Annotated in this window: 20 protein-coding genes and 2 tRNA genes; 13 read left to right on the forward strand and 9 right to left on the reverse strand. The window is 60.6% G+C overall.

Annotation, left to right across the window (positions count from 1 at the left end; all coding sequences use genetic code 11):
- Positions 1–19 precede the first annotated feature (19 nt).
- From E4M07_RS05220 to E4M07_RS05235, 4 genes are all read left to right on the forward strand, one after another.
- Positions 20–463 (forward strand): TspO/MBR family protein, encoded by a 444-nt coding sequence (locus E4M07_RS05220; protein ID WP_136657203.1) that lies wholly within the window; start codon positions 20–22, stop codon positions 461–463.
- Between the two features lie 73 nt (positions 464–536).
- Positions 537–613: transfer RNA gene (locus tag E4M07_RS05225), tRNA-Pro, on the forward strand.
- A gap of 55 nt (positions 614–668) precedes the next feature.
- Positions 669–974: an ETC complex I subunit gene (locus E4M07_RS05230; RefSeq protein ID WP_169054092.1), complete on the forward strand. Its 306-nt coding sequence runs from the start codon at positions 669–671 to the stop codon at positions 972–974.
- A 34-nt stretch (positions 975–1,008) separates the two neighbouring features.
- Positions 1,009–1,085 (forward strand) — tRNA-Arg (locus E4M07_RS05235).
- A 32-nt stretch (positions 1,086–1,117) separates the two neighbouring features.
- Here E4M07_RS05235 and E4M07_RS05240 read toward each other — a convergent pair.
- Complete coding sequence (locus E4M07_RS05240) at positions 1,118–1,915, reverse strand: class I SAM-dependent methyltransferase (RefSeq protein ID WP_136657205.1); 798 nt, start codon at positions 1,913–1,915, stop codon at positions 1,118–1,120.
- A gap of 364 nt (positions 1,916–2,279) precedes the next feature.
- Positions 2,280–2,960, reverse strand: a complete 681-nt coding sequence (locus E4M07_RS05250; protein ID WP_136657206.1) for a zinc metallopeptidase — start codon at positions 2,958–2,960, stop codon at positions 2,280–2,282.
- A gap of 134 nt (positions 2,961–3,094) precedes the next feature.
- Here E4M07_RS05250 and E4M07_RS05255 point away from each other — a divergent pair, with 134 nt between their 5' ends.
- From E4M07_RS05255 to E4M07_RS05270, 4 genes are all read left to right on the forward strand, one after another.
- Positions 3,095–3,409, forward strand: coding sequence for a TfoX/Sxy family protein (locus E4M07_RS05255; protein ID WP_136657207.1), 315 nt, complete (start codon positions 3,095–3,097; stop codon positions 3,407–3,409).
- Between the two features lie 158 nt (positions 3,410–3,567).
- The gene (locus E4M07_RS05260) at positions 3,568–4,917 is read left to right on the forward strand and encodes a VWA domain-containing protein (protein WP_136657208.1); all 1,350 of its coding nucleotides are present in this window, start codon (positions 3,568–3,570) and stop codon (positions 4,915–4,917) included.
- A 328-nt stretch (positions 4,918–5,245) separates the two neighbouring features.
- Positions 5,246–8,908 carry a hypothetical protein gene (locus tag E4M07_RS05265; RefSeq protein WP_136657209.1) on the forward strand — a complete coding sequence of 1,221 codons (3,663 nt, stop codon included), beginning with the start codon at positions 5,246–5,248 and terminating at the stop codon, positions 8,906–8,908.
- Between the two features lie 4 nt (positions 8,909–8,912).
- A complete protein-coding gene (locus E4M07_RS05270) occupies positions 8,913–10,412 on the forward strand; it encodes a hypothetical protein (RefSeq protein ID WP_136657210.1) in 1,500 nt (499 codons plus the stop codon).
- A 15-nt stretch (positions 10,413–10,427) separates the two neighbouring features.
- On the opposite strand, the gene E4M07_RS05275 is transcribed toward E4M07_RS05270, so the two are convergent.
- From E4M07_RS05275 to bcp, 4 genes are all read right to left on the reverse strand, one after another.
- Positions 10,428–11,825, reverse strand: a complete 1,398-nt coding sequence (locus E4M07_RS05275; RefSeq protein WP_169054093.1) for a DEAD/DEAH box helicase — start codon at positions 11,823–11,825, stop codon at positions 10,428–10,430.
- Between the two features lie 218 nt (positions 11,826–12,043).
- Positions 12,044–13,324 (reverse strand): M23 family metallopeptidase, encoded by a 1,281-nt coding sequence (locus E4M07_RS05280; RefSeq protein ID WP_246660363.1) that lies wholly within the window; start codon positions 13,322–13,324, stop codon positions 12,044–12,046.
- Positions 13,325–13,404: 80 nt separating this feature from the next.
- Positions 13,405–14,238 carry a ferritin-like domain-containing protein gene (locus tag E4M07_RS05285; RefSeq protein ID WP_136657211.1) on the reverse strand — a complete coding sequence of 278 codons (834 nt, stop codon included), beginning with the start codon at positions 14,236–14,238 and terminating at the stop codon, positions 13,405–13,407.
- Positions 14,239–14,289: 51 nt separating this feature from the next.
- Positions 14,290–14,754 (reverse strand): thioredoxin-dependent thiol peroxidase, encoded by a 465-nt coding sequence (gene bcp, locus E4M07_RS05290; protein WP_136657212.1) that lies wholly within the window; start codon positions 14,752–14,754, stop codon positions 14,290–14,292.
- Between the two features lie 139 nt (positions 14,755–14,893).
- Between bcp and E4M07_RS05295 the strand changes: the two genes are divergently transcribed.
- The gene (locus tag E4M07_RS05295) at positions 14,894–18,427 is read left to right on the forward strand and encodes a DUF3971 domain-containing protein (RefSeq protein WP_169054094.1); all 3,534 of its coding nucleotides are present in this window, start codon (positions 14,894–14,896) and stop codon (positions 18,425–18,427) included.
- A 30-nt stretch (positions 18,428–18,457) separates the two neighbouring features.
- On the opposite strand, the gene tyrS is transcribed toward E4M07_RS05295, so the two are convergent.
- Positions 18,458–19,711 carry a tyrosine--tRNA ligase gene (gene tyrS / locus E4M07_RS05300; RefSeq protein ID WP_136657214.1) on the reverse strand — a complete coding sequence of 418 codons (1,254 nt, stop codon included), beginning with the start codon at positions 19,709–19,711 and terminating at the stop codon, positions 18,458–18,460.
- 122 nt (positions 19,712–19,833) lie between these two features.
- Here tyrS and E4M07_RS05305 point away from each other — a divergent pair, with 122 nt between their 5' ends.
- Entirely contained in the window at positions 19,834–20,991 is a 1,158-nt protein-coding gene (locus E4M07_RS05305) for an anhydro-N-acetylmuramic acid kinase (RefSeq protein ID WP_136657215.1), read from the forward strand.
- Here E4M07_RS05305 and E4M07_RS05310 read toward each other — a convergent pair.
- Both E4M07_RS05310 and E4M07_RS05315 read right to left on the reverse strand, forming a co-directional pair.
- Positions 20,981–21,856 carry an SUMF1/EgtB/PvdO family nonheme iron enzyme gene (locus E4M07_RS05310; RefSeq protein WP_136657216.1) on the reverse strand — a complete coding sequence of 292 codons (876 nt, stop codon included), beginning with the start codon at positions 21,854–21,856 and terminating at the stop codon, positions 20,981–20,983. The genes E4M07_RS05305 and E4M07_RS05310 overlap by 11 nt on opposite strands.
- A 16-nt stretch (positions 21,857–21,872) precedes the next feature.
- Positions 21,873–22,550, reverse strand: a complete 678-nt coding sequence (locus E4M07_RS05315) for an alpha/beta hydrolase (RefSeq protein WP_136657217.1) — start codon at positions 22,548–22,550, stop codon at positions 21,873–21,875.
- Between the two features lie 188 nt (positions 22,551–22,738).
- Between E4M07_RS05315 and E4M07_RS05320 the strand changes: the two genes are divergently transcribed.
- The 3 genes from E4M07_RS05320 to sufC all read left to right on the forward strand — a co-directional run bounded on the left by E4M07_RS05320 (position 22,739) and on the right by sufC (position 26,376).
- Entirely contained in the window at positions 22,739–23,917 is a 1,179-nt protein-coding gene (locus tag E4M07_RS05320; protein WP_136657218.1) for a cysteine desulfurase family protein, read from the forward strand.
- Positions 23,918–24,072: 155 nt separating this feature from the next.
- Positions 24,073–25,542, forward strand: coding sequence for a Fe-S cluster assembly protein SufB (sufB, locus tag E4M07_RS05325; protein WP_136657219.1), 1,470 nt, complete (start codon positions 24,073–24,075; stop codon positions 25,540–25,542).
- A 78-nt stretch (positions 25,543–25,620) separates the two neighbouring features.
- Positions 25,621–26,376: a Fe-S cluster assembly ATPase SufC gene (gene sufC, locus E4M07_RS05330; protein ID WP_136657220.1), complete on the forward strand. Its 756-nt coding sequence runs from the start codon at positions 25,621–25,623 to the stop codon at positions 26,374–26,376.
- Positions 26,377–26,396 lie beyond the last annotated feature (20 nt).

The raw sequence follows: 26,396 nt of genomic DNA on the forward strand, positions 1-26,396 counted from the left end.
CAAAAAACGGAACGCGGCCATGAGCCTCATCGTCTTTCTCGTCCTTGTCGCCGCGGCAGCCTGGACCGGCTCGCGCTACAAGCCGGGCGCATGGTACGAACAGCTTCAAAAGCCCGCATGGACGCCGCCCAACTGGCTGTTTCCGATTGCCTGGAGCGTGCTCTACCTGATGATGGCGATCTCCGGGTGGCTCGTGTGGGGTGCCGGCGGGTGGACAGCGGCGCTCTTGTTCTGGGCGCTGCAGCTGGTCTTCAACGCAGCGTGGTCGTGGCTCTTCTTCGGGCGCCGCCTGATCCATGTGGCCCTGGCGGACATCGTGCTTCTGTGGCTCGCGATCATGGCCTTCATCATGCTGAGCTGGCCGGTCTCGCAGGCCGCCGCGCTCCTGTTCCTGCCCTATTTGCTGTGGGTCAGTTTCGCCGGCCTGCTGAACTGGCGCATAACCCGCATGAACGACACCTGAGCCGGGTTTCTTTCCGATCAAAAAGGATGTTGCAGGGCGGCGGCGAAGCGTGTATCTCCCGACCCGTTGTGAACGGAGCGTAGCGCAGCCTGGTAGCGCATCTGGTTTGGGACCAGAGGGTCGCAGGTTCGAATCCTGCCGCTCCGACCATGACATGGCGGATGCCCATCGGGGCGCCGCGGGGGTCAGGACGGGAGTTGTCGGCATGTCCGCAAAAATCTATCGCCCGGCGAAGACGGCCATGCAGTCGGGCAAGGCGAAGACGCACCTGTGGGTGCTGGAATACGATCCCGAGGTTGCCCGCACGATCGATCCGATCATGGGCTACACCTCGTCGAGCGACATGAAACAGCAGATCAGGCTGAGCTTCGAGACACGCGAGGAAGCGGTCAGCTACGCGGAACGCAACGGCATTGCCTTTCGGGTGGTCGAACCGCATGATCCGAAGCGCAGACGAGTCGCCTACGCGGACAATTTCCGCTTCGACCGCCGCCAGCCCTGGACGCATTGAGCGTTCGATCGGCGCGGGCAAACGGAATCAACAAGGCCCCGTAGCTCAACTGGATAGAGCGAGCGCCTTCTAAGCGCTAGGTTGTGGGTTCAAGTCCTACCGGGGTCGCCATCACTTTCAGAACAGAAGCGCATGGCGGACCACTATCGTTTGACTGCGAAAAATCTGAAATGGCCACAAAATTGAGCAAGTGCGGAGTTCAAGTTGTCTTCACTTAATCCTACACTCTCATACTTCTTTGCCAGTGCCTTCATAAAGAGCCCGCCCTGATTGAGGATTTCTCTCCTTGGAATAGCCTCTTCGGGTACGCCCAAAAGTCGCAAGTATCGCACCAGAAGAATGCTAAGACCGTCATCTCCCGGCACAATATCAGTTACGGTCATTCCAGCATTTTCTGCTAAAACATAAAACCCATACGGAGAATAGTTGACGGTGCTCTGAGCGTGGTAGGGCACAAAGAATGGAACAGACCCAACTAGTATTCCGCCTCTGCGGAGGCACCTTGCAAATTCTTTGAACGTAGTCTCTGGGAAATGTACATGCTCTAAACTCTGCCAGCTCCAGAAAGCATCGACGGAAGCATCGGCGTAAGGTATCGCCTTTCCGCTATAAAGCGTAATTTTGGAGCCAGAGTGATTGGCGCTTCGCCACATTGCATCTGGATCGAGGGAGTCTGAATAGTCGAGCCCCTTCCATTCAAAGCCTGCTTCTTCAAGTAGCTTTTGATGATGACCTTTACCACAACCAAAATCAATGATCGTTGGCCTATCAAGCCCCAGACGCTCGTAAGCAAGCGTTGCGGCATACTTGTCAGCACCTGGCGGCCAGCGCTTTAGTATTCCTTTTAGATCCCGATCAAGCCCGGAACCTGACCGCGGTGAGTCTTGGGTGTATTCGAGCAAAGACTCTATGAGCGTTTCAATTGCTCCGACCACTGTCATCGGCAAACCCAATTTCTTTTGCGCAAAGCTAGAAGCTCACTTATCCTGAGTTCGTTGTCAAACAGCAAGACTAGTTTATCGGCCTTGTTGAGGATGACCAACCGGTCGAAGTTTGGGCCGTGCCTGAAATTTTCCGCGCCGGTTATGGGCCTTTCTTACTTATGTTCCGAAGCTGCGGTATTCAGGTTCGTTAGTGGTGCGCCGGACACTGAGCTTGGCTTCTGTCACGCGCTGCTTCAGGTCATCCTAAATCTTCTCTGACGGTGAATTTTCCACAGCTTCCGTAGAGCAATTGACTTCTAATCAATAGGTTGCAGGTTCGAGTCCTGCCGGGGTCGCCAACTCTCAAACGACAATTCAAGGCTCAGCGGAAAGCGCGCAGGATGCGGAACAGGTTCAGCACCTGCATCAGCGATGCCGCGACATAGGTATATGCGGCGGCTTTCAGCACGGAGCGCACGGCCGGCAGGTCTTCTTCGGGCAGGTAACGGCCATTTTCGACGATCGGCAGGGCGCGCCTGAAACTCGCGTCGTGCTCGACCGGCAGCATGACGATGTGGGCCGCGACGCGGACAAGCCCGATCAGCAGGACGGCAAGGATGCCGAACAGCAGGACCCGCGGCGAAAGGGCGGCCGCGCCGATCCCCGACAGTACCATGATCAGGAGCGATCCGATGCGGTCGGTAACATTCGCGGTCGTGATCAGGCGCTGGCACCAGGCGAGCGGCTTGTAGCCTTCGTGATCCTGCAGGGCGTGGCCGACCTCGTGGGCGGCGACGGCGACCGCCGTGACCGACCGGCCGTCGTGCAACTGCGGCGACAGGCGCACGGCCTTGGCCTTGGGATCGTAGTGATCGCCCTGTTTCGAGATTTCCACCTTGACCGAATCAAGCCCGTGATGATCGAGCAGGTGGCGCGCGAATTCGCCGCCGGTTCCGGGGTAATCCTCACGGTCCGCGGCATGGGACTGCATCACCCGGCGCACCCAGACCGTCGGTCCGAAGGCCAGGCCCATCATGACGATGAAGGCAGCAATCCAAAGCATTTGAATTTTTCCGAGTCGCGTTTGAACGTTTGACGCTTGTGCACGTAAGATATGTCGCTGCAACGGGCGTTTCAAACGGATGCCGCGATCCGACGGGATCAATTCAGGCGTTCAAACAGACAATGGGCTGCACGATGGACAACGATGCCATTCATGACATGTTCGACGGCCTCGGACCGGTGACGATCAAGCGGATGTTCGGCGGCAAGGGCATCTACCACCAGGGGCGCATCCTGGCGCTCGAGGTCGATGGGGAAATTCTGCTCAAGGCGGATGCCGAAAGTTCCGGTGCATTCGAAGCCGCGGGATCCCGGCAATGGGTCTACGAGGGTAAGAACAAGCCGGCGAAAATGCCCTACTGGTCGATCCCGGATGAGGCCCTGGACGACCCGGACGAATTGAAGAAATGGGTGCTGCTGGCCTGGGACGCGGCGCGGCGGGCCAGGTAGATCTGCCACCGCTTTCCCGGCCGCATCAAATGCGGGCGGCGCCGGCGCATATACGGCGCGTTTCTTGTAATATATCCCGCAAAGTCTATAATATTAGCTCTGAAATGCCTGTATATTATTGTTATTATTGGTAATTCCACCAAGAAAGGGGAGGCGACATGAGCGCTCTCTTGAAGGCATTCACAGGCTGCGCAAGCATTGCGGCCGCGGCCTTCGTTGCTATCGCACCGGTACAAGCCAAAACCAATATTTTGCTGGTTGTCGACGGCTCCAACTCGATGTGGGGGCAGATCGACAACATCGCGAAAATGGAAACCGCGCGGGATACGCTGAGCAAGCTGATCACCGATCTGCCGAGCGGAGCCGACCTCGGGCTGATGGCCTACGGGCACCGGCGTGAGGGCGATTGCGAGGATGTCGAGCTCATGAGCGCGCTGGGGACGGACGCGCCAGAGAGGATCAGGACACTGATCGGCTCCATACAGCCGCGCGGCAAAACGCCGATTGCGACCGCGCTGGTCCGTGCCAGGGACGCCTTCAGTGGCCGGGAGGGGCAGAACAATCACGTGCTGCTGGTCTCGGACGGAATCGAGAGCTGCGACGGGAACCCGTGCGATGTCGCCAAGTCGCTGCGTGAAGCGGGGCTGAACGTCAGCGCCCATGTCGTCGGTTTCGGCGTCAGCAGGGAAGAGGGCAAGCAGCTCACATGCATTGCCGAAAACACCGGCGGTCGCTATTTCGACGTTGCGAACACGGCCGCCTTCAACGAGGCGATCGAGGAAGTCACGCAGATCGCGCAGGCCGATACCACGCAGCAACCGCCCGCCGAGCCGGAGCCGGAACTGTGGCTGGAGGACAATTTCGACGGCGAGGATCTTGCCGAGCATTGGGAGATCATTCATCCCGACCCCGACTACTATATTGTCGAGGACGGCGAGCTGCTGGCCATTACCGGAAAGAACGCCAGCCTGGCCGGGGACAACGTCAAGAACCTCTTCCGTCTCACCAAGGACCTGCCGAAAGGCGATTGGCGCGCCACTTTGAAGTTCAGCATGGATTTCCAGACCGGCAAGGAGAGTATCTTCTTCGGTCTTTACGACGACCCAGAGAACTTCCTGGTCAGCGAATTGTTCCCGGTCTGGAACGGCAATGGAAGCCGCTGGTATCTGAGGGTTGCCCGAACCAAGATGCTGAAGGGGGAAAAGACCAACAGCAACGACAATGTCTGGTACAGCGGGAAGGTCAAACAGGGTACTATGAACGCAACGCTGTCCGTCGTTCAGCCGATTTTGATGCGGATCGAGAAGAAGGGCCGGAATTATGCCGGCGCGATCCGGTTCGAGGGTGTCGATGATCCGCAATGGATCGAACTGCCTGACCTGAAACTGCTGCGCCAGAAGGGCAACCTGACCTTCGGCGTCTACAAGTTCAGCGATCACAGGGACCATGCCGGCGAATCCAGCATCCTCGTTGACGAGATCAAGATCGAGACCTTGGCGAAACCCTAGAGCAATTCTGAGTTGGATTGGAACATTTGATGGCTGAAAATCGGTCCATTCGGCTAGGCGCGTCGCGCAGCGCGATGTGGCGCATCGGGCAAGCGGCGCAACAACGTCCGATGGGCCGATTTTCCCCACCCTCGAAAGGAAGAAGCTATTGGAACACAACGTTGAATGGGCCGGGCGATTTTGCTCCCTGGCGTTGTTGGCTTGCGCTTGTGGTGGGGTAGCACCACGGTGCGCAACCCGCCTAGCCAGAAACCAAAATCGCCGCGGTCAAATGATCCAATCCAACTCAGAATTGCTCTAGGGAGCGCCAGCCTGCGGCGAATGAGTGATGCTCGCGCACCTTAAAACCTGGCTGTTTTCTCTGGCCGTTGCGGGACTGGTGGCCGTTGCGTTCGAGCCGCCGTCGGCCCATGCCCAAAACAGCAATATCGAGGCCTTGCGCACCGAAGCGGAAAGTGCCCGGGCGTTTGCCGAGAAACGGCGCGCCGTCGCCGACAGCTGGGAAGAGAAGGCCGATAAGGCGCGCAGGGAAGCCGAGGAAGCCACGCACAGGCGCGACCGGGAGGGCTGGCTTGATGATGCCCGGCTCTACGAAGAGCGTGCTGCGGCCGCCGATATCGACGCAGACAAGGCGGAGGCCGCGGCCGCCCGGTCGGAAGCCCGGCTGGTTGAAGCCCTCAAGAACCTCGAGCGGCCGGCACCCGCCGAAAACGCGCAACAGGTGCCGCAGCAGGATGATGCCGGCGATCAGGCGGATCTAGAGCCTATTTCGCTCGAAAAAACGATCGGCACATGGCGGATCGAGGAAACCGACAGCAACTTCGTGATCGTCCAGGAGGAGCCCGGATCGGAAATCCACGGCTACCGCCTGGAAGCCCACACGGGTTCGCGCATCTGGAAGGGCACCTACACGCCCTTCAAGGAAGCCGATGCCCGGCGGATGCAGGACGCGCGCGTCGTGCTGAAATATTCACCCGGTGCCGATGAGATGAACCCGGACATTCCGGACTGGGCGCGCAAAAAGGTGGAAGGCGCCCTGGAATGGGAAATCGAACTCGATGACGCCGGACACTGCACCTTCCAGTATCTCAGCGGTTCACTGTATCCGGGCGAGGTGAAATGGAACACCGAGAACACGGGTGCGCCTGTCAGGATCACCGGGCGCGGCGAACCGCGTCCGATAACGCTCGAGCGCATCTACGATTTTGAGCTCGACATGGTGGGGCGCCCTTCACTGGTCGTGACGATCGGCGGCAACCACGATCCGTTCCTGCAGCCAATCGAGGGCCTTACCAAACGTCAGCGGTTCTTCGTTCGCGTGTCCCTGCCGAAAGCCATGGCCGAAGAGATGGGCGATTCAATCGAAGTGTCGGTGCGGGGTCTTTCGAGCGGTGAGGAGGATACGATAACACTGACCGCCGGCGGCGCGAGCAGCGCCAAGGCAGGCGTCAATTATACGCACACACAGCCGGCGACCATTGCCGATTCCAATGACATGCGCGAGCAGGACCGCCGATTGAAGTTTCTGTCCTGGTCCTGGCTGACCGACAGAACCTGGGCCTTCGGCGTTGCGTTCTGGTCGCTCGTTACCGGCGATGGCTGGGACTGGCAAACCGGCAACGTGACAGCGGGCGCGCGGCTCGATCTGGACGTGCCGAACAATGAATTCGTGGAATTTCGCTTTGGCGACGTCTTCGAAGTCATCCCGGTGCATGATTCCTGGGTGCAGCGTTCGAACGCACGCTACGCGGCGGCGGCCGAGCGTCTTAAGTTCATGCTCGAAACCGGACAGCACATAACCGGCGTCGGTGAGGACGTGGGGCGTATCGGCTTGCAGATCGTGCGCAAAATGGCCGGGCAGGAAAGAAAAAAGCCGGATCCCCGCACCACGAAGGCCCGCCTGCAGATGCTCGAAAACCTGAGATCCATGGTGACATCGGACCATCTGACCGACATTCACAAGCACGAACTCTTCAAGCGCTATATCGCCAAGGGAAGCGGCCTGGTCTTCTCCACGCCAAAGGCGTTGGATGACGTTCACCAGGAAACCATCCAGTCAATCTGGTACGGCGAGAAACAGAGGCCAGGCACCACTCTCGGCTCCGATATGCTGAAGGGTTTCGGCGAGGGGCTGACCGGCGCGGACCTGTCATCCAAGATCCCCAAGGCCTATGAGAACATCGACTGGGTATCTGAAGGCGAGGCGTTCTTTGCCAAGGAAGCCCTTCGGGACGCGACAAGCAGCATCAAGGATCAGGCGGTCGACGAATTGGCGACAGCACTGGTCTTCGGACTTTACGACGGCGTGGTCATGACCTCCGGCGCCGGTCAGGTCTATCTGATCGGAACGGCTTCCCTTGGCGCCGTCGGCGACGCGTTCGGAATCGAGGTATTGGGGGACGGCGCCCGCGATCATTTTGGCAAGAAGGCCAGTTCCCTTGACGTGGCGATGGCGGCGACCGGCCTCGGATCGGGCCTTATCCTGCATTATGGCGGCGGCACGGCCTGGAGTCGGTTCTCGGACCGAAACATCGGCGTGCAATTCGGTGGCAAGGGTTTTCCGGTCAAGTTCCGCATGAACCGGCTGGGAGCGCCGTCCAAATCCAAGCGTGTCTTCCGCGGCGAGACTAAGCCCTATGAACATCCATTGAGTCTCAAGCCGACGCAATTGGGTCAGGTCAAGTTGACGGCGCCGCAAAAACAGTCCGCCGTCGCGCAAGTCGCAGCGGCGCCCGGCTCCGGAGGTGCCAGGAAAAAATACGATCCGGCCGTCGACCGTTTCATCCAGGATGTCGAGACCGTCGATGCGTTCTATGGCGGCGACGGCGATATCGTCGACGCTCTCGATGACCGGGTGGCGAAACCGCAGTGCTTCGAGACCTGCAATTTGCGGGCCGATACGTATGTTCACGAGAAAAACGGAATGGGCCCGAAGTCCGACGTTGAGGCTTTCGTCCAGATGAAACGGGCGGACCTGCTCGATGAGCACGGCCTGCATGACGGCAAGAACGTCTTGCAGGAAGGCGTTCCAAACGAGCTTTCGCGCGAATTCAACAATCTCAACAATGTCGAGGTGATCGAGATACCCGCCACCGCCAACAGGGCGATGGGCATTCACGAAATCGACAACATGAAAAAGGTCGTCGGCGCAGACGATGTGAAGGTGGTGCTGGCCACGGGACCCATGGATCGGGTCGAGGCGGCCCGTAAGTCCGGTGACAAGATCGTGTACCACGCCGTGGTCATCCACAAGGTGAAGCGCGGGGCCGACGACGTCATCACGCATGTCCAGTTTTTCGATCCGGCCATAGGCAGGATCGTCGAAATGGAGGCCTGCCGGTTCAACCGACGGCTGGCCAAACACGGCAGCTACGGCAACACAACCCTGTATTTCACACCCAAGCCAAAGAGCATTTTTCAGACGAAGAAATTCAGGCCGGCAGATTTGCCGGGAGATCAAATGGCCGATGCCGGGCAGGCGTCTGCACCCGGATCGGGCGGGAAGAAGAAGATCAAGGTGGAGGAATTCGATCCGACGCCGATCGAAGTTGATGAATTCGACGATCTGCCGCCGGCGAGGATGACGGTCGACGAAGCGGTGGACCACTTCTATCCCGACAAGAAAAAGGCGCCGCCGCTCAATGTGGTGCAGACGGATGTTCATGACGACCTGATGAACGGTGCGCCATGGTTGCAACCGGCCCGCGGCGGTGCGGCTTTCAGCAAAGAGGGGTTGGGCACTGTTTATGGCAATTCCGAGAGCGACGTTGTGCTGCGCATCAACGAGGATTTCGCCAGAGACCACATTGTGTGGGTCAAGGACCGGCAGGGGCGCGGTCTCAATCCGCTCTATTATCCGGAAGGGCTGAATCCTGATGGAACCGGTATCGGTCGGCACAGGACCTATGTGCCCAGAGAGCACCTTGAGTATCTCGATGTCTCCCAGCCCGGCCCGCCGGAATGGCGGACCTACCCGTCGCGCGAAGGCTAGATCGATGCGAATGTTTTGCCGGATCCTTTTCGCTTTTCTTCTGGCCGCTGCACCGCTTAACGCGCTGGCCGAGCAGATTCCGCCGCACCTGGCCGCCATGGCGGCGCAGCTCTACAAGGGCGTTGAGGCGGAACTGCAAAACCCGAATGTCAGTCCGGAACGCCGGCGTATTCTCGAGGAGGCCGACCGGACCCTGCGGCAGATGGGCGTACACCGCTGGTCGTCCCGGTCCGCGAAAATTGACAGCGCATTGCCCGCTGTCGCAGGGAAGCTGGGCCTTGATCCGGCCACGGCCCGGGATCGGGAAACACTCGAGACATTCATGTCCGGCCGCAGCGTCAACGGAACCGAGGCGGCACTGCAGGCCCTCGAAATCCAAACGAACCGGCCCATCTCCGAGGAAGAACGCTATCAAAAGGCGGTCGAGATCGATGAGGCGATCGGCGAGGCGCGCAAGGATTTTTCAACAGACTATGTGAGCACGCGCGATGACGGCCGAGCGGTGCGCATGCAGTGGAAGCCGGGAACCGGCAAATTCGCGATGAAGGTTGTCGACGACGGCGCAGGCGATTCCGAGGAATTTGCCGCGACGTTCTCCGGCGATGTCGATGAGACGGTCAGCGAAAACGGCCAAGATGTGACGCTGGGCGTGCAACCTTCCCGCCAGCCACTGCAGGCGATCACGCAGGAAGACATCGAATTCCTGCGCGGCAATATTCTCGGCGAGTGGACAGAGAAGAGAACCGGCGAGATCTACGTCTTCGAGGCCTCGGATCAAAAGATCGGCGAAGTCCTGCCTCCGGGCGAGGTTTTCGACGACCGCATCGCGCAGATCAAGGACAGGATCAAATCCATTCGCAGTGCCAAGGTCTTCCAGTGGGAAAACCCGAAGACCGGCGAGGTCGTCAAGCAGGAAACGTATCGCCGGTTGAAGGAACCTTACGAGTTTGTCGGCGAGGAATACGCACTGGAGGATGCGGAAGAAAAGATGGCCGCGCTGGAAGGCGAGATCGCCGCACTCGAGAAGGAGCGCGACGGCGGCAACCTCCTGCCGAGGGACAAGCACGATCCCGTCGGTTTCGAGGAGTTTTTGGCCTCCGGGGATGGACGGCCGATCAAGGTGACGGTGACCCGGCCGGACGGATACAGCTACACCTATGACGAAGCCCTGTTCGACGGGCGGCGGATCGCCGCCAAACGGACATACACCGACCTCATGGACCTGACCAATGAACGGCTGCCGGACCGGATCAAGAAGCAACTGATCGACAACGGTTGGAACCCGCCGGGCTGGCTGGATCTGGATGCATCGATCGACGCGGAAACCGGCGACCTGGTGCTGGAGGGCGGCAAGTGGTCGCTGAAGGTCACGTACTCGGCCTTCTTCGGCGATCCGCCCGATGTCGACAGGATTCACAGTCCCTGGTCGAGCGGCCGTTTGCTCAGCAAAGAGGGTGCGGACTACGAGGTCGCCGAGGGCGCAGCCTCGGATTTTGTGCCGTAGAGCATTTTGGATTGATCAGCGCTTGGCGCCGATCATCATGAAAGCCGGAATATCGTCGCCGAAGCCGACTGGGGTCGGCAAATCCTCGGTTTCCCGTCGCCTGCCGCGCTTGTTTTCGTTGTTGTTGGCGGCTTTCTTTTTCTTCGGCTCGGATTTGCCCGATTCGCCGGCTGCCGCCTTAGCGGACCGGGCGCCGGTCGCCGCGTCGGCGGATGCGCTTTTCGATCCGCGCCTGGGTTTCGCCTTTGGCTTGTCGGCGTCGCTCGCATCGGCCGACAGCGACGACAGGTCGCCGTTGTGCCACTCGATGGTCTGGCCGATCAGCTTTTCGATCGCGTCCAGGTGACGGCCGTCGCGCTTGGTTACGAGTGTGAATGACGCACCGGACCTGCCGGCTCTGCCGGTCCTGCCGATGCGGTGAACATAGTCCTCGGCATGGATCGGAACGTCGAAATTGAAGACGTGGCTGACATCGGGGATGTCCAGGCCGCGCGCGGCAACGTCGGAGGCGACGAGTAGCTGCAGGTTTCCTTCCTTGAAGTTGTGCAGCATCGTCATCCGGGCGCGTTGGTCCATGTCGCCATGAAGCGCGCCGACATTGAAATCGTGCCTTTCAAGCGAGCGGAAGAGGTCGGACACATCGCGCTTGCGGTTGCAGAAGATGATCGCGTTCTTCAGCTCATCCTGCTCGCGAATGAGGTCGCGCAGAACCGCGCGTTTCTCGAAATCCTTCGAGCCGGACGCGATAAGACGCTGGACCACCGTTTTGGCGGCGGTCGCAGGCGGCGCGACTTTCACTTCTTCCGGATTCTGCAGGAAACGGTCCGCAAGCGTCTGGATCTCGGGCGGCATCGTCGCCGAGAAGAACAGTGTCTGGCGGGTGAACGGAATGAGTTTGGCTATGCGCTCGATATCGGGGATGAAACCCATATCGAGCATGCGGTCGGCCTCGTCGATGACGAAAATCTCGACACCGGTCAGCAGCAGCTTGCCGCGCTCGAAATGGTCGAGCAGCCGGCCGGGTGTCGCGATCAGCACATCGGCGCCACGCTCCAGTTTCCGGTCCTGGTCCTCGAAGGAGACACCGCCGATCAGCAGCGCGATGTTGAGCTTGTGATACTTGCCGTATCTGACGAAATTCTCTTCGACCTGGGCTGCGAGTTCCCGTGTCGGCTCGAGAATCAAGGTCCTTGGCATGCGGGCTCGGGCGCGGCCCTTCTCCAGCCGTGTCAGCATTGGCAATACGAAAGAGGCAGTCTTTCCGGTACCGGTTTGCGCGATCCCGAGCAGGTCGCGGCCTTCCAGGGCAGGCGGGATAGCATCAGCCTGTATCGGTGTCGGTATGGTGTAGCCAGCGTCCTCGACAGCTGATAGCACCTTTTGACTTAAGCCAAGTTCTGAGAATGTTGCCAAAGGAAATGTCGTTTCCGTTGTAAGAGCGTTTCAATGGTCGCGGCGCCGGTATGCCCCGCCCCAACATGCGCCCCACTATTCCTATCAATCCTGTAAGTCAAGGAAATCACGGAATTTATACCCGATCCATAAAAATTATGGGGGATTTGTGGCAAAGAACGTTAATTCTGTAGCATTGTTTACAAGTTTCCGCAGCTTTTTCTCAAGCGGCGGCGAAACTACAGATAGGACTGAAGCTGCTTGCCGGCGGTCAGGAAACGCTGCGGGTTCACGGCATTGTCATTGATGCGCACTTCGTAGTGTAGATGCGGGCCCGTGGACCGGCCGGTACTGCCTGTCGCGCCGATCTTCGCGCCGACGTCGACGGCGTCGCCGACCTTCACCAATATCCGCGAAAGATGCGCGTAGCGGGTGGTGACGCCATTGCCGTGGTCGATCTCGACCATCTTTCCGTAACCGCCCTTGCGGCCCGCCTTGACGACCTTGCCGGCTCCGGTGGACAACACGGCCTGTCCGTAGGCTGTCTTGAAGTCGACGCCCGCATGGTGCGCCAGCCGCTTCAAAAACGGATCCCGACGTTGGCCGAAGCGGCTGCTGATCGGGTGGTTGGGAACCGGGTTGCCGACCGGTATCTTGCGGGCAAGCTGCTTGGCCTGCTCGAGCGTGTCGAGCGCCGCGCCAAGATCGTTCAGGGTCGCGTCAAACGCCGCTGGCTTGTCCGATCCGATGAACGGGCCGCCAACACCGGCATCCGCATCGGTGGAAACTCCCGTGCCGCCCAGGATGGAGTGAATGGTCTCGGCTGTCTGATAGGCGTTTGAGGTGAGAGTGCGCACCTTCTTGAGCTGGTCCTGTTCCATCGACTGCAATGAAAACAGGACATTGTTGAAGATCTCGTCCGCCTGCCGCGCGGGTCGTTCGGGCACTTCAGCGTATGACAACTGGCTGCCGGCGCGCAGGCTCAAGTCGTCGGGTGCCGCAGCGAGCCGGCGCTTCTTGCCGCTTTGCCGGACAGCGGCCTGATCTTTCACATCGGCGTTCCCGGTGTTTTCGGGGCGCGCCGTCGGAACCGGGACTTGCGCCGGAACAAACTCGACGACATCGGCCCGTTTCAGCAACATGTCGAGGCGTCCGTGCCGGGTGCTCAGCATCGCCTGCTGTTCCATCAGACGGGTCATCTTGTCATCCATCAATTGCTGATCGAGCAATTGCCGGCTGGTGATCCTGTCGACCTGGGAGCGAAGCGAAGCGATCCGGTCCTCATAGGCGTGCTGCATGCGGGCCTGGCGCGCCATTGACGCGCCGATCAGGTCGTCGCGCAAGACCAGATAGGTCGTACCCAGCAGATAGCCGATCGCGGTCACCGCCAGGAAACTCGCCGCAAGGCCGAGCATCCACGGCCTTATCGTCCAATGCCGAATCTCGTCGCCGCTGGCCAGGATGATGGTGTGTTGCTTGGAACGCTTGCCGAATACGCGGCTTACGGAACTGTGCGGCACTATAACCCCCTAATGCCTGAAAACCGTATCGGCCCCATTAGACTCTGTTAAGGTTAACAAATGCTTTGGCGATACCTGATTTAGGAGGCGTTCACGGAAGAAAGGCTGCGGTAGAAAGAAGGGGTCAGACCGGCCTCGGCGCGGGCAATATCGTTGAACGGCGCCTTGAGCTGGCCGCGGAAATTGGCGCGCACCAGTTGTCGGAACGTTTCTTCGGGGTTTTTGCGCTGGCGGTGGCAAAGAAACCGGAACCACTTCGCGCCGATGGCCACGTGTTTTTTCTCGTCATCGTAGATGATCTGGAGGATCGCGGCACTTTTCGTGTCGCCGGTCTCGACCATCCTGGCCTGCAGGGACGGGGTGACATCGAGGCCGCGCGCCTCGAGGATCAGCGGCACGACGGCAAGGCGCGCCGTCAGATCGTTGCGGGTGTCGTGCGCCGCCTGCCACAATCCGTCATGGGCCGGCAGATCGCCGTAATCCGCGCCAAGCTCCACCAGCCGGTCGCGGATCAGGTTGAAGTGCTTTGCCTCCTCGAACGCCACCTGCATCCAGCCGTCGAAGAAGGATAGCGGTACCGATTCGCTGGCGAACCGGGCGACGATGTCGAGCGCCAGGTCGATCGCGTTGAGCTCTATATGCGCGATCGCGTGCAGCAGCGCGATCCTGCCCGCCTGCGTGTTCAGGTTCCGCTTTTTGACAAGTCGTGGGGGCAGAAGCTCGGGCCGGTCCGGCCGGCCGGGTCTTTCCGACACGCCGCCGTCCATCGGCGAGCGCAGCGACAGGGTGCGTGAGAACCAGCGCTGGGCCGCCGAACGGGTGATGGCCGTCTTTTTGTCGAGGTCGGCCGAGGCGATCGCAAGATTGGCTCCCTGCCGAAGCGTATCGAAATCCGTTAGCGATTGTCCGCTCATGGAACCAACAGTCAGAAATCCGTCGTCAGACCTGCAAAGCCTGGCGCCGTCTCAGCCGGCGACCGCTTCGAGAACGGCCTCGGCGTGTCCGGGCACCTTGACCTTGCGCCACACCTTTTCAATATCGCCCTTTTCGCCGATCAGAAAGGTGGAGCGTTCGACTCCCATGTATTTGCGCCCATACATGCTCTTTTCGACCCACACGCCGTAGGCTTCCAGTGTCGCCTTTTCCTCGTCGGAGGCCAATTGCACCGTCAGTTCGTGCTTGGCTATGAACTTGTCGTGCTTCTTTGGGCTGTCCGGAGACATCCCCAAAATCGCAGCACCGGCCGCGTTGAATTGTTCCTGCAGTTGGGAAAATGCGATTGCCTCTGCGGTGCACCCGCTGGTGTCGTCTTTCGGATAGAAGAACAGCACCAGTTTGCGTCCGGCAAAATCCGACAACGCCACCTTGTTGCCGCCATCGGCTGGCAGTGAGAATTGCGGCGCTTTCATGCCCTCGGCGGGTGCTGTCATGGGTAAGGTCCTTTCTGAGAATCCGAAGCTGTTGATACGGTCGCCGTGCTATATATAGTTGGGACAAGAGTCGTCCAGTTCCGTCGCAATGATCGCGCGAGACGGGCGGCAAGCGAGCGTGGCAACGGAACCGCATTCCATGACGGAAAATGATGGCGGACACGGTAATCGGGATCGGCATGAAACTTTTCTGCCGGATGACGTGCCGCCTGAGCATGTCGAAAGCCACGTAGCAGTGCAGGCTCGACGTCCGATGGGGCTGCTGCGGCTTTGTGTCCGCAGCGTCGCGATCGCCTCCGGACTGGTCGTCTTGCTGGTTCTGGGCGCATTTCTCCTGCTGGAGGTCGGTGCCTTCGACGGCCCGCTGAACAGTCGCGCGCAGATGTTGCTGCAGGAGGCTGTCGGCGACAGATATAAGGCAAGCGTCGAAAGCACCCGGGTCCGACTGGCGAAACACGGAATGATCGCGCTTGAAGCGCGCGAGGCGGGACTGCAACTGACACAGGGCGGCGGCGAGGTCGTGCGCGCCGAAAAGGTGCGCATCGCGCTCAAGGTCATGCCGCTGCTGTCGGGCGAATTCTCGATATCCCATGTCGCGGTCGACGGCGGCTTCGTCAATGCGCCGTTGGTTTCGTCGGGTGCCGATGCGAGGACGGAGCGGTCCGAGCCTTTCGAGATCGCCGATCTCGAGCCGATGACCGCGCGCGGACTGGCGTTCATTAGATTGTCCTCCGATGCTCTCCGGCGTTTGGGCACGCGTCGGATATTCCTGTCGGATACCACGGTAGCCGGCGTCGGGAACGCGGGCGTTCCGATAACAATCGTTTCCGCCGAGATGACCGGGACGGACGATGACGGCCTCGATATCAGCGCCGAGCTCGCCCATGCCGGTCAGGATATCAGCGTCGAGGCGCGCGCCGCGCCAGAAATCGACGCCGGGGGACGCATGCAGCTTGGCGCTGAGATCAACGGCGTGCACCTGGGCAAACTGGTCAGGGGCCTTTCCGGAAACCCGCGTCAGAAGTTTCGGATGGAAAGCGCCGTCGAGATCGATTTCTCGGCGCTGGAAGGCGACGCGGAAAACGAACTGGAGGCCAAGGCGCAGTTGAAGCTGTCGGCCGGCGAGCTCTTCATGGACGGTGTCGCGGCGGTGCTCGATCCGAGCTATATCAACCTGGCGCTGGACGCGGCGCACAAGAAGCTGGAAATCGAGCCCTCGCGGCTTGATATCGGCACCTCCTCCTACAGTTTCAACGGCGGCATCATCGATCTGCAAAACCTGCCGGGACAAAGCGAACGGGGCTTTGCCATAGACCTTCTGGTCGATGATGCCGTGGTTGCGCCCACCGATTCAAGCGAGCCGGCGGTCCACGTCGCCATGAAGGCCTTTGCCCGCTTCGTGCGCTCCGAACGGCGCCTTTATGTCGACGATTTCATCGTTTCGGGCAGGACCGGCTCGATGTTCTCCTCGGCCAGCGTGCGCTTCTCCGATACAAGTCCGGAAATCAGTTTCGTCGCCAATATCGAAAAGATGGATACGACATCCGTCAAGCAGCTCTGGCCGTACTGGATCGCGAAGAAAGCGCGCAACTGGGTGCTCGAGAACCTATTCGGCGGAACCGTGAGCGACGGCGCGATCCGGGTCTTCATTCCCGAAGGCCGCATGGCCGAGGTGCTGCCCAATCCGCTCAACCTGAGCGGGGATCAGCTGCAGATCGATTTCAACATCGAAAATGCGCGCTTCGACGTGGCCGGCGATATTCCGCCGGTTCGCAACGCGAACGGCCTGCTGACGCTCCGGGGCCAACATCTCGAGCTGAAGATCGACAAGGGAGCCTCGTATTTCCCGTCGGGAAGAAGCGTGAACGTGTCGGACGGGCTTTTTGTGATCGATCACACGGACGCGCATCCCTTGATGGCCAGTCTCGACATCCACGTTGCCGGTGAGGCAGCGGCTGTTGCCGAACTGATTTCCTACCGGCCGATCAATGCGCTGCAGCGCACTCCGTACAAGCCGGAGGATTTCGAGGGCATGGTGACCTCGAATGTAAAGGTCGCATTCGGTCTCATACAGGATCAGAACCCGCCCGACCCGGACTGGAACGTCGAGCTCGATCTCGACAATGTCAGCATCGGGCCGAAGGTGGACGGTGTCAAAGTCACCAACGCGACCGGAAAGATGCATGTCGACACGACGACGATGAAGATCGACGCGGATGCCGATCTGAACGGCCTGCGATCGCATCTTGAGTTCACGGAGCCGCTGGATCCACAGGACGGTGTGGAATCCGACCGTGTCGTGAAAATGCAGGTGACCGAAGCCGACAGGGCGACCTTTGCGCCGCAGTTGAACGAGATGGTGAAAGGCACGGTCTTCCTCACAGCGAAGCTCAAAGGGGACGGGCGCCAGATCGTCGATGCCGATTTCACGGAGTCGAAACTGATCCTGCCGTGGATCGGATGGTCCAAGGGAAAGGGCATCAAGGCGACGGCCACGTTCGAGATGATACCGGTCGAAACGGGACAGGAGCAGGCGGAGGCCGAGCCGGAGCCGGATACGGATGAGGTTCGCGGGCTTGGCGTTCCGGAAGCCTTCGACATCAGGAATTTCGATATCAAGGGCGAGGGGTTCTCACTGCTCGGCGACTTCAAATTCTCGAAGGGCGAACTCATCAGCGCGGTTGTTTCCAGGGCGTCGCTGAGCCGCGACGACAGCTTTGCCGTCAATATCGATCTGAAGGACGGGACCTATCATGTCGATATCGCGGGCAAGGCCGTCGATCTCAGATCCTCGATCAAGCACCTCATCGCAGAAACCGAAGGTGAGGAGGAACCCGCGGCCACGCACAAGGTCGATCTCAGGGTCAGGGCCGACCGGGCCAACGGCTTCGGAGGCGAGGCCCTGCAGAACTTCAGGTTCGACTATACCGGCAAGGGAAACACGATCCTGGGTCTCGACCTGAAGGCGACGACCGCCGGGGGCAGATCGATCGCGGCCGTCGGCAAGCATGACGGTTCAGGCCTGATCCTCACGGTTACGAGTGACGACGCGGGAGCCGTCGCACGCTTTGCGGATATCTACGACAAGATCGAGGGCGGTGCCCTCGACATACAGCTCACCAAGGCCGGAAACGGTCCCTATATCGGGACGGTGGACGTCAACGACTTCAGCGTGGTCGATGACGAGCACCTGAAAAAGCTGGTTTCGTCCAGTCCGCAGGGCGGAGAGAGCCTCAACCAGGCAGTCCGCCGCGAAATCGATGTCAGCCGCGCGCATTTCCATCACGCCTTTGCCCGGGTCGACATGGGCCGTGGCTACCTGCGCCTCGGCGACGGCATCGCCCGCGGACCGGAGGTCGGCTTCGCGTTCCAGGGTGCCGTCTACGATTCCAGGACCGGCATGGACATTGCCGGGACATTCATGCCGGCCTACGGGCTCAACCGGATCTTCGGCGAGATCCCGGTGCTGGGCATCATCCTCGGCAACGGCCGCGACAGGGGGCTGATCGGCATTACCTTCCGGCTGACCGGAAGCCTGGACGATCCGATCCTGACCATCAATCCGATCTCGATCATCGCGCCAGGCATCTTCCGGCAGATCTTCCAGTTCCGGAGCGACGGCGCCGGCCCGGGGGCTGAAGGCAAATATAATTTCCGGACGGAAACCCGCTAGTTCAGACTAGATGCGGACCGGTAGCGACCGTCAGACCGGGCGCACCAGCATGTGCTTCTTCTTGCCCAGCGACAGTTTGACGACCCCGTCATCGGTCAGGTCCGCTTCGCCGACGACGCGCCGTTCGTCGGACACCGGAGCGTCGTTGATGCGCACCGCGCCGCCCTTGACGTGACGCCGCGCCTCTCCGTTGGACCCGGCAAGTCCCGCGGTGACGAACAGGCTGAGAAGGCCGATGCCGTTGCCGAGTTCCGCAGCAGGCACTTCGACGGCGGGCAGGTTTTCGGCCAGCGTTCCTTCCTCGAACGTCTTGCGGGCCGTATCGGCAGCTTCCTCGGCCGCTGCGCGACCGTGCAGGATCGCCGTCACCTCGGTTGCGAGGACCTTCTTGACCTCGTTGATCTCGGTGCCGCCGAGCGCCTCGAGGCGCTTGATCTCATCCATCGGCAGGACCGTGTAAAGCTTCAGGAAGCGCCCGACATCGGCGTCTTCGGTGTTGCGCCAGTACTGCCAGAAATCGTAGACGCTGAGCAGGTCGGCGCTGAGCCAGACCGCGCCGCTCGCCGATTTGCCCATCTTCGCGCCGGAGGACGTCGTCAGCAGCGGCGAAGTCACCGCGTAGAGCTGCGGTGTTCCCATGCGGTGGCCGAGATCGATGCCGTTGACGATGTTGCCCCACTGGTCGGAACCGCCCATCTGCAGCCGGCATTCGTAGCGCTTGTTCAGTTCGACGAAATCGTAGGCCTGCAGGATCATGTAGTTGAATTCGAGGAAAGACAGCGACTGCTCCCGGTCGAGACGCAACTTGACGGAATCGAATGTCAGCATGCGATTGACGGAGAAATGCCGGCCAACGTCGCGCAGGAACTCGACATAGTTGATGTCCATCAGCCAGTCGGCATTGTTGACCATCATGGCGTCCGTCGGGCCGTCGCCGAAATTCAGGTAGTTGGAGAAATTCCTGCGAATACCGGCGAGATTCTCGTCGATCTTCTGCGGGGTCATCAACTGCCTGGCCTCGTCCTTGAAGCTCGGATCGCCGATCATGCCGGTGCCGCCGCCCATAAGCGCGATCGGCCGGTGACCGGTCTTCTGGAACCAGTGCAGCATCATGATCTGGATGAGCGAGCCGGCATGCAGGCTCGATGCAGTCGGGTCGAAACCGATATAGGCCGTCACCGATTCCTTCCGCAAAAGGGCGTCGAGGCCGCTGTCATCCGACGTCTGGTGGATGAAGCCGCGCTCACTGAGCGTGTGAAGGAAATCGGACTTGAAGGCGGACATGTTTTCTTTCCCTCGGCATCCGGCGAGCGGACGCGTATTTGCTGTCTGTTCGGCGGCGCGTTTATCATCCTTTATCAGAGATTTCACGCCATTTGTTTGAATGGAAGCGATCGGAAGCGCTGATGACGGATTTGGAGAGAGGTTCCGGAGTGCTGACCGCCATCGGATTGATGAGCGGCACGTCCATGGACGGCATCGATGTGGCGCTGATCAGGAGCGATGGCGTGGCCATCGCCGAACGCGGGCCGTTTCTGACCGTACCTTACAGTCCCGCGTTCAGGCGCCGGCTTGCGGACGGGCTTGAAACGGCAAAGGAAATCGTTCGGCGCGACGAGCGGCCCGGCGCGTTGGCCGACCTCGAGGCGGAGCTCACTGCGCTCCATGCGGAGGCGGTCGCTTCCTATTCGCTGCAGTTCGATATCGCTATGGATTCGATCGATCTCGTCGGCTTCCACGGCCAGACCGTTCTTCACCGTCCCGAAAGAGGTCTTACCGTTCAGATCGGCGACGGGGAAGTGCTCGCCGCCGAGTTGAAGACGCCAGTGGTCTGCGACATGCGGGCCGCAGATATGGAAAGCGGCGGCGAGGGCGCACCGCTCGCACCGGCCTATCACGGCGCCCTGGCCGCATCGATTGACCGGCCCGGTCCGGTCGCCTTCGTCAATATCGGGGGCATTTCGAACGTCACGCTGGTCGGTGGGGACGGAACCCTGCATGCCTTCGATACCGGGCCCGGCAATGCGCTCATCGATCAATGGGTCGAGACCAAGGCGGGCATACCGTTCGACCAGGGCGGCGCAATCGCCAGCGAAGGGCAGGTCCTGCGCCGGCTTGTCGAGCCTTACCTGCAGAACGAGTTCTTCAACGACGGTTCGCGGCGGTCGCTCGACCGCAACGATTTCCTGCCGCCGGACCCCGCCGCGGCAACCCTGGAAGACGGCGCGCGAAGCCTGGCGCGGCTGACCGCTGAGGCGATCCTCAAATCCGTCAAGCCGCTCAAGGAGGCGCCGAAAACGTGGATCGTATGCGGCGGCGGGCGGTGCAACCGGATGATCATGAGCGACCTCTCGGACTTGGTCGCGCCGGACGGCGGCACGGTACTCATCGCGGAGGAGATCGGTCTGAACGGCGACGCGATCGAAGCCGAGGCCTGGGCCTATCTCGCGATCCGGTCGCACTACGGTCTTGCGTTGAGCTGGCCGACCACCACCGGGTGCAGGAAGCCGGTGACCGGCGGCATCACGGCGTTGCCCGGGCAGAAGCGAGCGACTAGTCGCTGACGAGGCGGAAACCAACGAGGATGTGTTTGATCGAATCCGGGCGGCTGTGTCGGGCCGCCGGCCGGCACACGCCGCATCCCTTGTCATCCCACGAGCCGCCCTTGACGATGTGGCGGCCTTCGCCGGCCGGTGTCGCGGTCCATTCGAAGACCTGCCCGGCGGCATCGAGCAGCCCGTACGGGCTGGCGCCGTCCGGGAAACGGCCGACCGGCATCGTCGCGAACGGGCCGGCATCGTGGCTGTTGAGCAGGGCGGGATCGAAGTCGTTGCCCCAAGGGAAATAGGCTCCATCCGGACCACGCGCGGCCTTTTCCCATTCGGCCTCGGTCGGAAGCCGCCAGTTTGCGCCCGTCTTGCCGTTCAGCCAAAAGGCATAAGCCAGGGTGTCGTCGTAGCTGACCATGACCACCGGGTGATCTTCCCTGCCGGTGGGCGGCTCCGCCGATTTCCAGATATAGGGCCGGGCCCGCTCATAGGGGTGGATCAGGCCGTAGCCGTCCCATTCCTCGCGCCCGACGGACGGCGGCGGGTGACCGGTCTCCTTCAGGAACAGCGAATAGTCGGCGTTGGTGACCGGCGTGCTGAATATCCGATAGGTTTGGAGATCGACGCTTCGCTGGCGTTCATGATCGTACCATCCGCGCTCGCGTGTGACACTGTGACCGTAGGCCGCCTCGTCGAGCCGGTAGGCGGTCTCGCGTTCCTCGGCGTCGGATCCCATGATGAAGGGGCCAGCCGGTATCGTGACGGAATCGGGCGCGTTGAATGCGTTCGCTGAACCTGCCGGCGCGACAACCAACGACACGGCGAGAAGCCAAAAGAGCGCGGCTGACCTTATGTGTCCGAACCGCGCTCTGGTGTTCATGACTGGCTCCCGCTTGTCAGCGTATGCGTTTCGGCGCCGGTTCGGGGACCAGTTCCCCGTTCAGCCGGCGGTCCAGATAATCGGCGCATTCATCGACCAGTTCGTCGACCATGCCGTTGAAGAAGTGATTGGCGCCCGGCATGATCTTCTGCGTGACCAAGATGCCCTTCTGCGTCTTCAGCTTCTCGACGAGGCCCTGCACATCCTTTTCCGGGGCGACCCGGTCGGCGTCGCCATGGATGATGAGGCCGGAAGACGGGCAGGGGGCCAGGAACGCAAAATCGTAGATGTTCGGCTGTGGGGCGATCGACATGAAGCCCTCGATTTCAGGCCGCCGCATCAAAAGCTGCATGCCGATCCAGGCGCCGAATGAATAGCCGGCGACCCAGCAGCTCTTGCTGTCGGGATGCAGGCTCTGGATCCAGTCGAGCGCGGCGGCGGCATCGGAGAGTTCGCCGGTGCCGTGATCGAAGGCGCCCTGACTGCGGCCGATGGAGCGGAAGTTGAAACGCAGCGTCGTGAAACCGCGCTGCTGAAACATGTAGAAGAGCTGGTAGACGATTTGGTTGTTCATCGTGCCGCCGAATTGCGGATGCGGATGCAGCACGATGGCGATGGGCGCGTTCTTTTCCTTGCCAGGCTGGTAGCGGCCTTCCAGCCGTCCTGCGGGACCATTGAATATGACTTCGGGCATTGCGTCTCCGGCTCAACATCGAGTGGCGGCGGAACGTGGCGCGATGCGGGCTTTGCAGGCGGTTCCACCAACTCTATTTAGAAAGGTTCGAATTGGTTTTTCATTATCCTTCCGGATATAACGTCGTGTCATAAGGCATCGGTATCCGGAATTTCAAGAAAAATGAGCCAACGCTGAACGGCGGTTCGATGAGCAAGTCGCGCATATATCTGGACTACAACGCCACGGCGCCGCTGCTGCCCGCCGCGCGCGATGCCATGTCGGCCGCCCTCGACCTGGTGGGAAATCCCTCCTCGGTTCATGCGGAAGGCCGTGCGGTCCGGGCGCTGATCGACCGGGCGCGCCGACAGGTGGCCGCGCTGGCCGGAGCCGGCAGCGCCGGGGTCATTTTCACCAGCGGCGCGACGGAAGCCGCGGCCACGGTGCTGACCCCGCATTTCAAGATGGGTCGGTCGGACCTGCGCATCGCGTATCTTTATGTTCTGTCCGTTGAACATCCGTGCATGCTTTGCGGCGGGCGGTTTGCGCCGGACAGGGTGACCCGGCTTGACGTTGACGGGCAGGGCGTCGTCGACCTGGACGGTCTTGCCGCGCATCTGCAGGCCCATGACAAATCCGCCGGGCTTGCCATGGTGGCGATCCAGCTGGCCAACAACGAAACCGGCGTGCTGCAGCCGGTCAAGCGGGCCTCGGCGATCGCCCGGGAGCACGGCGCGGTTCTGGTTGTCGATGCCGTTCAGGCCGCCGGCCGCATGCCGATCGACATCGAAGCGCTTGGTGCGGACTTCCTGCTTTTGTCATCGCACAAGATCGGCGGCCCGAAAGGGGCGGGCGCCCTGGTTTGCGCCGGAGAGATCATGATGCCATCACCGCTGATCCCGGGCGGTGGGCAGGAAAAAGGCCATCGCTCCGGCACTGAGAACCCGGCGGCCATCGCCGGCTTCGGCGCCGCCGCTGAGTTCGCACTAGCAGGCCTTGAAGAAAGGGCCGTGCAACTCGCCGAACTGCGCGACATGCTGGAAGCCGGTGTCCGGACGCGCGCTGCCGACTGCATCATATACAGCGCCGAATCGCCGCGACTCGTCAATACGACCTTCTTTGCGCTTCCGGGCCTGAGAGCGGAAACGGCCCAGATCGCCTTTGATCTCGAGGGTGCCGCTGTCTCGGCCGGTTCGGCCTGCTCGTCCGGCAAGGTCGGCCCCAGCCACGTGCTTCAGGCGATGGGTGAGGACGCCGGTCTCGGGGGGATTCGCGTCAGTATCGGCGTCGAAACGACGCATGAGCATATTGACCGATTCCTGAGCGTATTCGACAAAATCAACGCGAAACGTGAGAAAAATACGAAAGAAAACGAAGCCCTAGTCTAGAAAAGTTACAAAATACGGCTTACAAGCTGGCGCAGGTGATGGAAATATTATTTCCGGCACACTAAATTCGGACTAGCGAGGCGCCGGAGCCGAGCTGACCATATATGACGTTGACAACTGCCGGACCTTGACCCCGGCGAGATTGGAGAGCGCCAATGCCTGCTGTGCAGGAGACGATCGATCAGGTCCGCCAGATCGACGTGGACCAGTATAAATACGGTTTCGAAACACTCATTGAAATGGACAAGGCCCCGAAGGGGCTGAACGAAGACATCATCCGATTCATCTCGGCAAAGAAGGATGAACCGGAGTGGATGCTCGAATGGCGCCTGGACGCCTATCGCCGCTGGCTGACGATGGAAGAGCCCACATGGGCGCGGGTCGAATATCCGGAAATCGACTTCAACGACATCTACTATTACGCGGCGCCGAAGAACCAGACCGGACCGAAGACGATCGACGAAGTCGATCCGGAACTGCTGGCGACCTACGAGAAACTCGGCATTCCGCTGCGCGAGCAGGAAATCCTGGCGGGCGTCCAGCAATCGAAGGTCGCCGTCGACGCGGTGTTCGATTCGGTTTCTGTCGTCACCACCTTCAAGGAGGAACTGGCCAAGGCGGGCGTGATCTTCATGTCGATCTCCGAGGCTATCCGCGAGCACCCGGATCTCGTGCGCAAGTATCTGGGTTCCGTCGTTCCGGTCAGCGACAACTATTATGCGACGCTGAACTCCGCCGTCTTCACCGACGGATCCTTCGTGTTCGTTCCGAAAGGCGTCCGCTGCCCGATGGAACTGTCCACCTATTTCCGTATCAACGAGAAGAACACGGGCCAGTTCGAACGCACGCTGATCATCTGCGAGGAGGGCGCCTACGTCTCCTACCTTGAGGGATGCACAGCCCCTCAGCGCGATGAAAACCAGCTGCACGCGGCCGTGGTCGAATTGATCGCGCTGGACGACGCCGAAATCAAGTATTCGACCGTTCAGAACTGGTATCCGGGCGACAGCGACGGCAAGGGCGGCATCTACAATTTCGTCACCAAGCGCGGCGATTGCCGCGGCGCCAATTCCAAGATCTCCTGGACCCAGGTGGAAACCGGTTCTGCGATCACCTGGAAGTACCCGTCCTGCATCCTGCGCGGCGACAATTCGCGCGGCGAATTCTATTCGATCGCGGTCTCCAACGGCCGCCAGCAGATCGACAGCGGCACCAAGATGATCCATCTGGGCAAGAATACGTCGAGCCGCATCATTTCGAAGGGCATCTCGGCGGGACGTTCCAACAACACCTATCGCGGCCAGGTTTCGGCGCATCGCCGCGCCGCCAATGCGCGCAACTTCACACAGTGCGATTCGCTCCTGATCGGAAACAATTGCGGAGCGCACACAGTGCCGTATATCGAGGCCAAGAACGCCACGGCACAGTTCGAGCACGAGGCAACAACGTCGAAGATCTCCGAGGACCAACTGTTTTACTGCATGCAGCGCGGCATTCCGGAGGAAGAGGCCATCGCCCTGATCGTCAACGGTTTTGTCAAGGAAGTGATCCAGGAACTGCCGATGGAATTTGCGGTCGAGGCGCAAAAGCTCATCGGCATCAGCCTGGAAGGCAGCGTCGGCTGATCGACATCCGGAGCGCGGAACCGCGACGGGAATGAACCGGCCGTTGAGCCGATCATCACAACATTTGGACGAAGAAGAATGCTTGAAATCAAAAACCTGCACGCACGCATTGCGGAAGACGGAACGGAAATCATCCGCGGCCTCAACCTGACGGTCAAAAAGGGCGAAGTCGCCGCGATCATGGGACCCAACGGGTCCGGCAAATCGACTCTCTCCTATGTGCTGGCAGGGCGCGAAGACTACGAGGTCACCGAGGGCGACATCCTTTACGAGGGCGAGAGCATCCTCAACATGGACACGGCCGAACGTGCGGCAGCCGGGATCTTCCTGGCTTTCCAGTATCCGGTTGAAATTCCCGGCGTCGCGACGATGCAGTTCCTGAAGGTCGCGATGAACGAGCAGCGCAAGGCGCATGGCGAAGAGGAACTGACAACGCCGGAATTCATCCGTCGTGTCCGCGAAGCCGCCGGCGAGCTGAAGATCGACATGGACATGCTCAAGCGGCCGCTCAATGTCGGCTTTTCCGGCGGCGAGAAGAAACGTGCCGAAATTCTGCAGATGTCGCTTCTGCAGCCGAGGCTCTGCGTTCTCGACGAGACCGATTCCGGGCTCGACATCGACGCGCTCAAGATCGTGTCGGACGGCGTCAACGCGCTGCGTTCGCCGGACCGGGCAATCGTCGTGATCACCCACTATCAGCGCCTGCTCGAGCACATCGTGCCCGACACGGTGCACGTTCTCTACAGGGGCCAGGTCATCAAGTCCGGCGACAAGGCGCTGGCGCTGGAGCTGGAGACCAACGGCTACGCCAATATCATCGAGGAAGCGGCCTGATCCCGGCTGGTTGAGAAGGT

This window comes from Nitratireductor sp. XY-223 (assembly GCF_004959855.1).
Classification (GTDB): Bacteria; Pseudomonadota; Alphaproteobacteria; order Rhizobiales; family Rhizobiaceae; genus Hoeflea_A.

Coding starts and splice junctions, on each gene's coding strand:
- E4M07_RS05220 (WP_136657203.1), top strand. CDS start 20: ATGAGCCTCATCGTCTTTCTCGTCCTTGTCGCCGCGGCAGCCTGGACC.
- E4M07_RS05230 (WP_169054092.1), top strand. CDS start 669: ATGTCCGCAAAAATCTATCGCCCGGCGAAGACGGCCATGCAGTCGGGC.
- E4M07_RS05240 (WP_136657205.1), bottom strand. CDS start 1,915: ATGACAGTGGTCGGAGCAATTGAAACGCTCATAGAGTCTTTGCTCGAA.
- E4M07_RS05250 (WP_136657206.1), bottom strand. CDS start 2,960: ATGCTTTGGATTGCTGCCTTCATCGTCATGATGGGCCTGGCCTTCGGA.
- E4M07_RS05255 (WP_136657207.1), top strand. CDS start 3,095: ATGGACAACGATGCCATTCATGACATGTTCGACGGCCTCGGACCGGTG.
- E4M07_RS05260 (WP_136657208.1), top strand. CDS start 3,568: ATGAGCGCTCTCTTGAAGGCATTCACAGGCTGCGCAAGCATTGCGGCC.
- E4M07_RS05265 (WP_136657209.1), top strand. CDS start 5,246: ATGCTCGCGCACCTTAAAACCTGGCTGTTTTCTCTGGCCGTTGCGGGA.
- E4M07_RS05270 (WP_136657210.1), top strand. CDS start 8,913: ATGCGAATGTTTTGCCGGATCCTTTTCGCTTTTCTTCTGGCCGCTGCA.
- E4M07_RS05285 (WP_136657211.1), bottom strand. CDS start 14,238: ATGAGCGGACAATCGCTAACGGATTTCGATACGCTTCGGCAGGGAGCC.
- bcp (WP_136657212.1), bottom strand. CDS start 14,754: ATGACAGCACCCGCCGAGGGCATGAAAGCGCCGCAATTCTCACTGCCA.
- E4M07_RS05295 (WP_169054094.1), top strand. CDS start 14,894: ATGACGGAAAATGATGGCGGACACGGTAATCGGGATCGGCATGAAACT.
- tyrS (WP_136657214.1), bottom strand. CDS start 19,711: ATGTCCGCCTTCAAGTCCGATTTCCTTCACACGCTCAGTGAGCGCGGC.
- E4M07_RS05305 (WP_136657215.1), top strand. CDS start 19,834: ATGACGGATTTGGAGAGAGGTTCCGGAGTGCTGACCGCCATCGGATTG.
- E4M07_RS05310 (WP_136657216.1), bottom strand. CDS start 21,856: ATGAACACCAGAGCGCGGTTCGGACACATAAGGTCAGCCGCGCTCTTT.
- E4M07_RS05315 (WP_136657217.1), bottom strand. CDS start 22,550: ATGCCCGAAGTCATATTCAATGGTCCCGCAGGACGGCTGGAAGGCCGC.
- E4M07_RS05320 (WP_136657218.1), top strand. CDS start 22,739: ATGAGCAAGTCGCGCATATATCTGGACTACAACGCCACGGCGCCGCTG.
- sufB (WP_136657219.1), top strand. CDS start 24,073: ATGCCTGCTGTGCAGGAGACGATCGATCAGGTCCGCCAGATCGACGTG.
- sufC (WP_136657220.1), top strand. CDS start 25,621: ATGCTTGAAATCAAAAACCTGCACGCACGCATTGCGGAAGACGGAACG.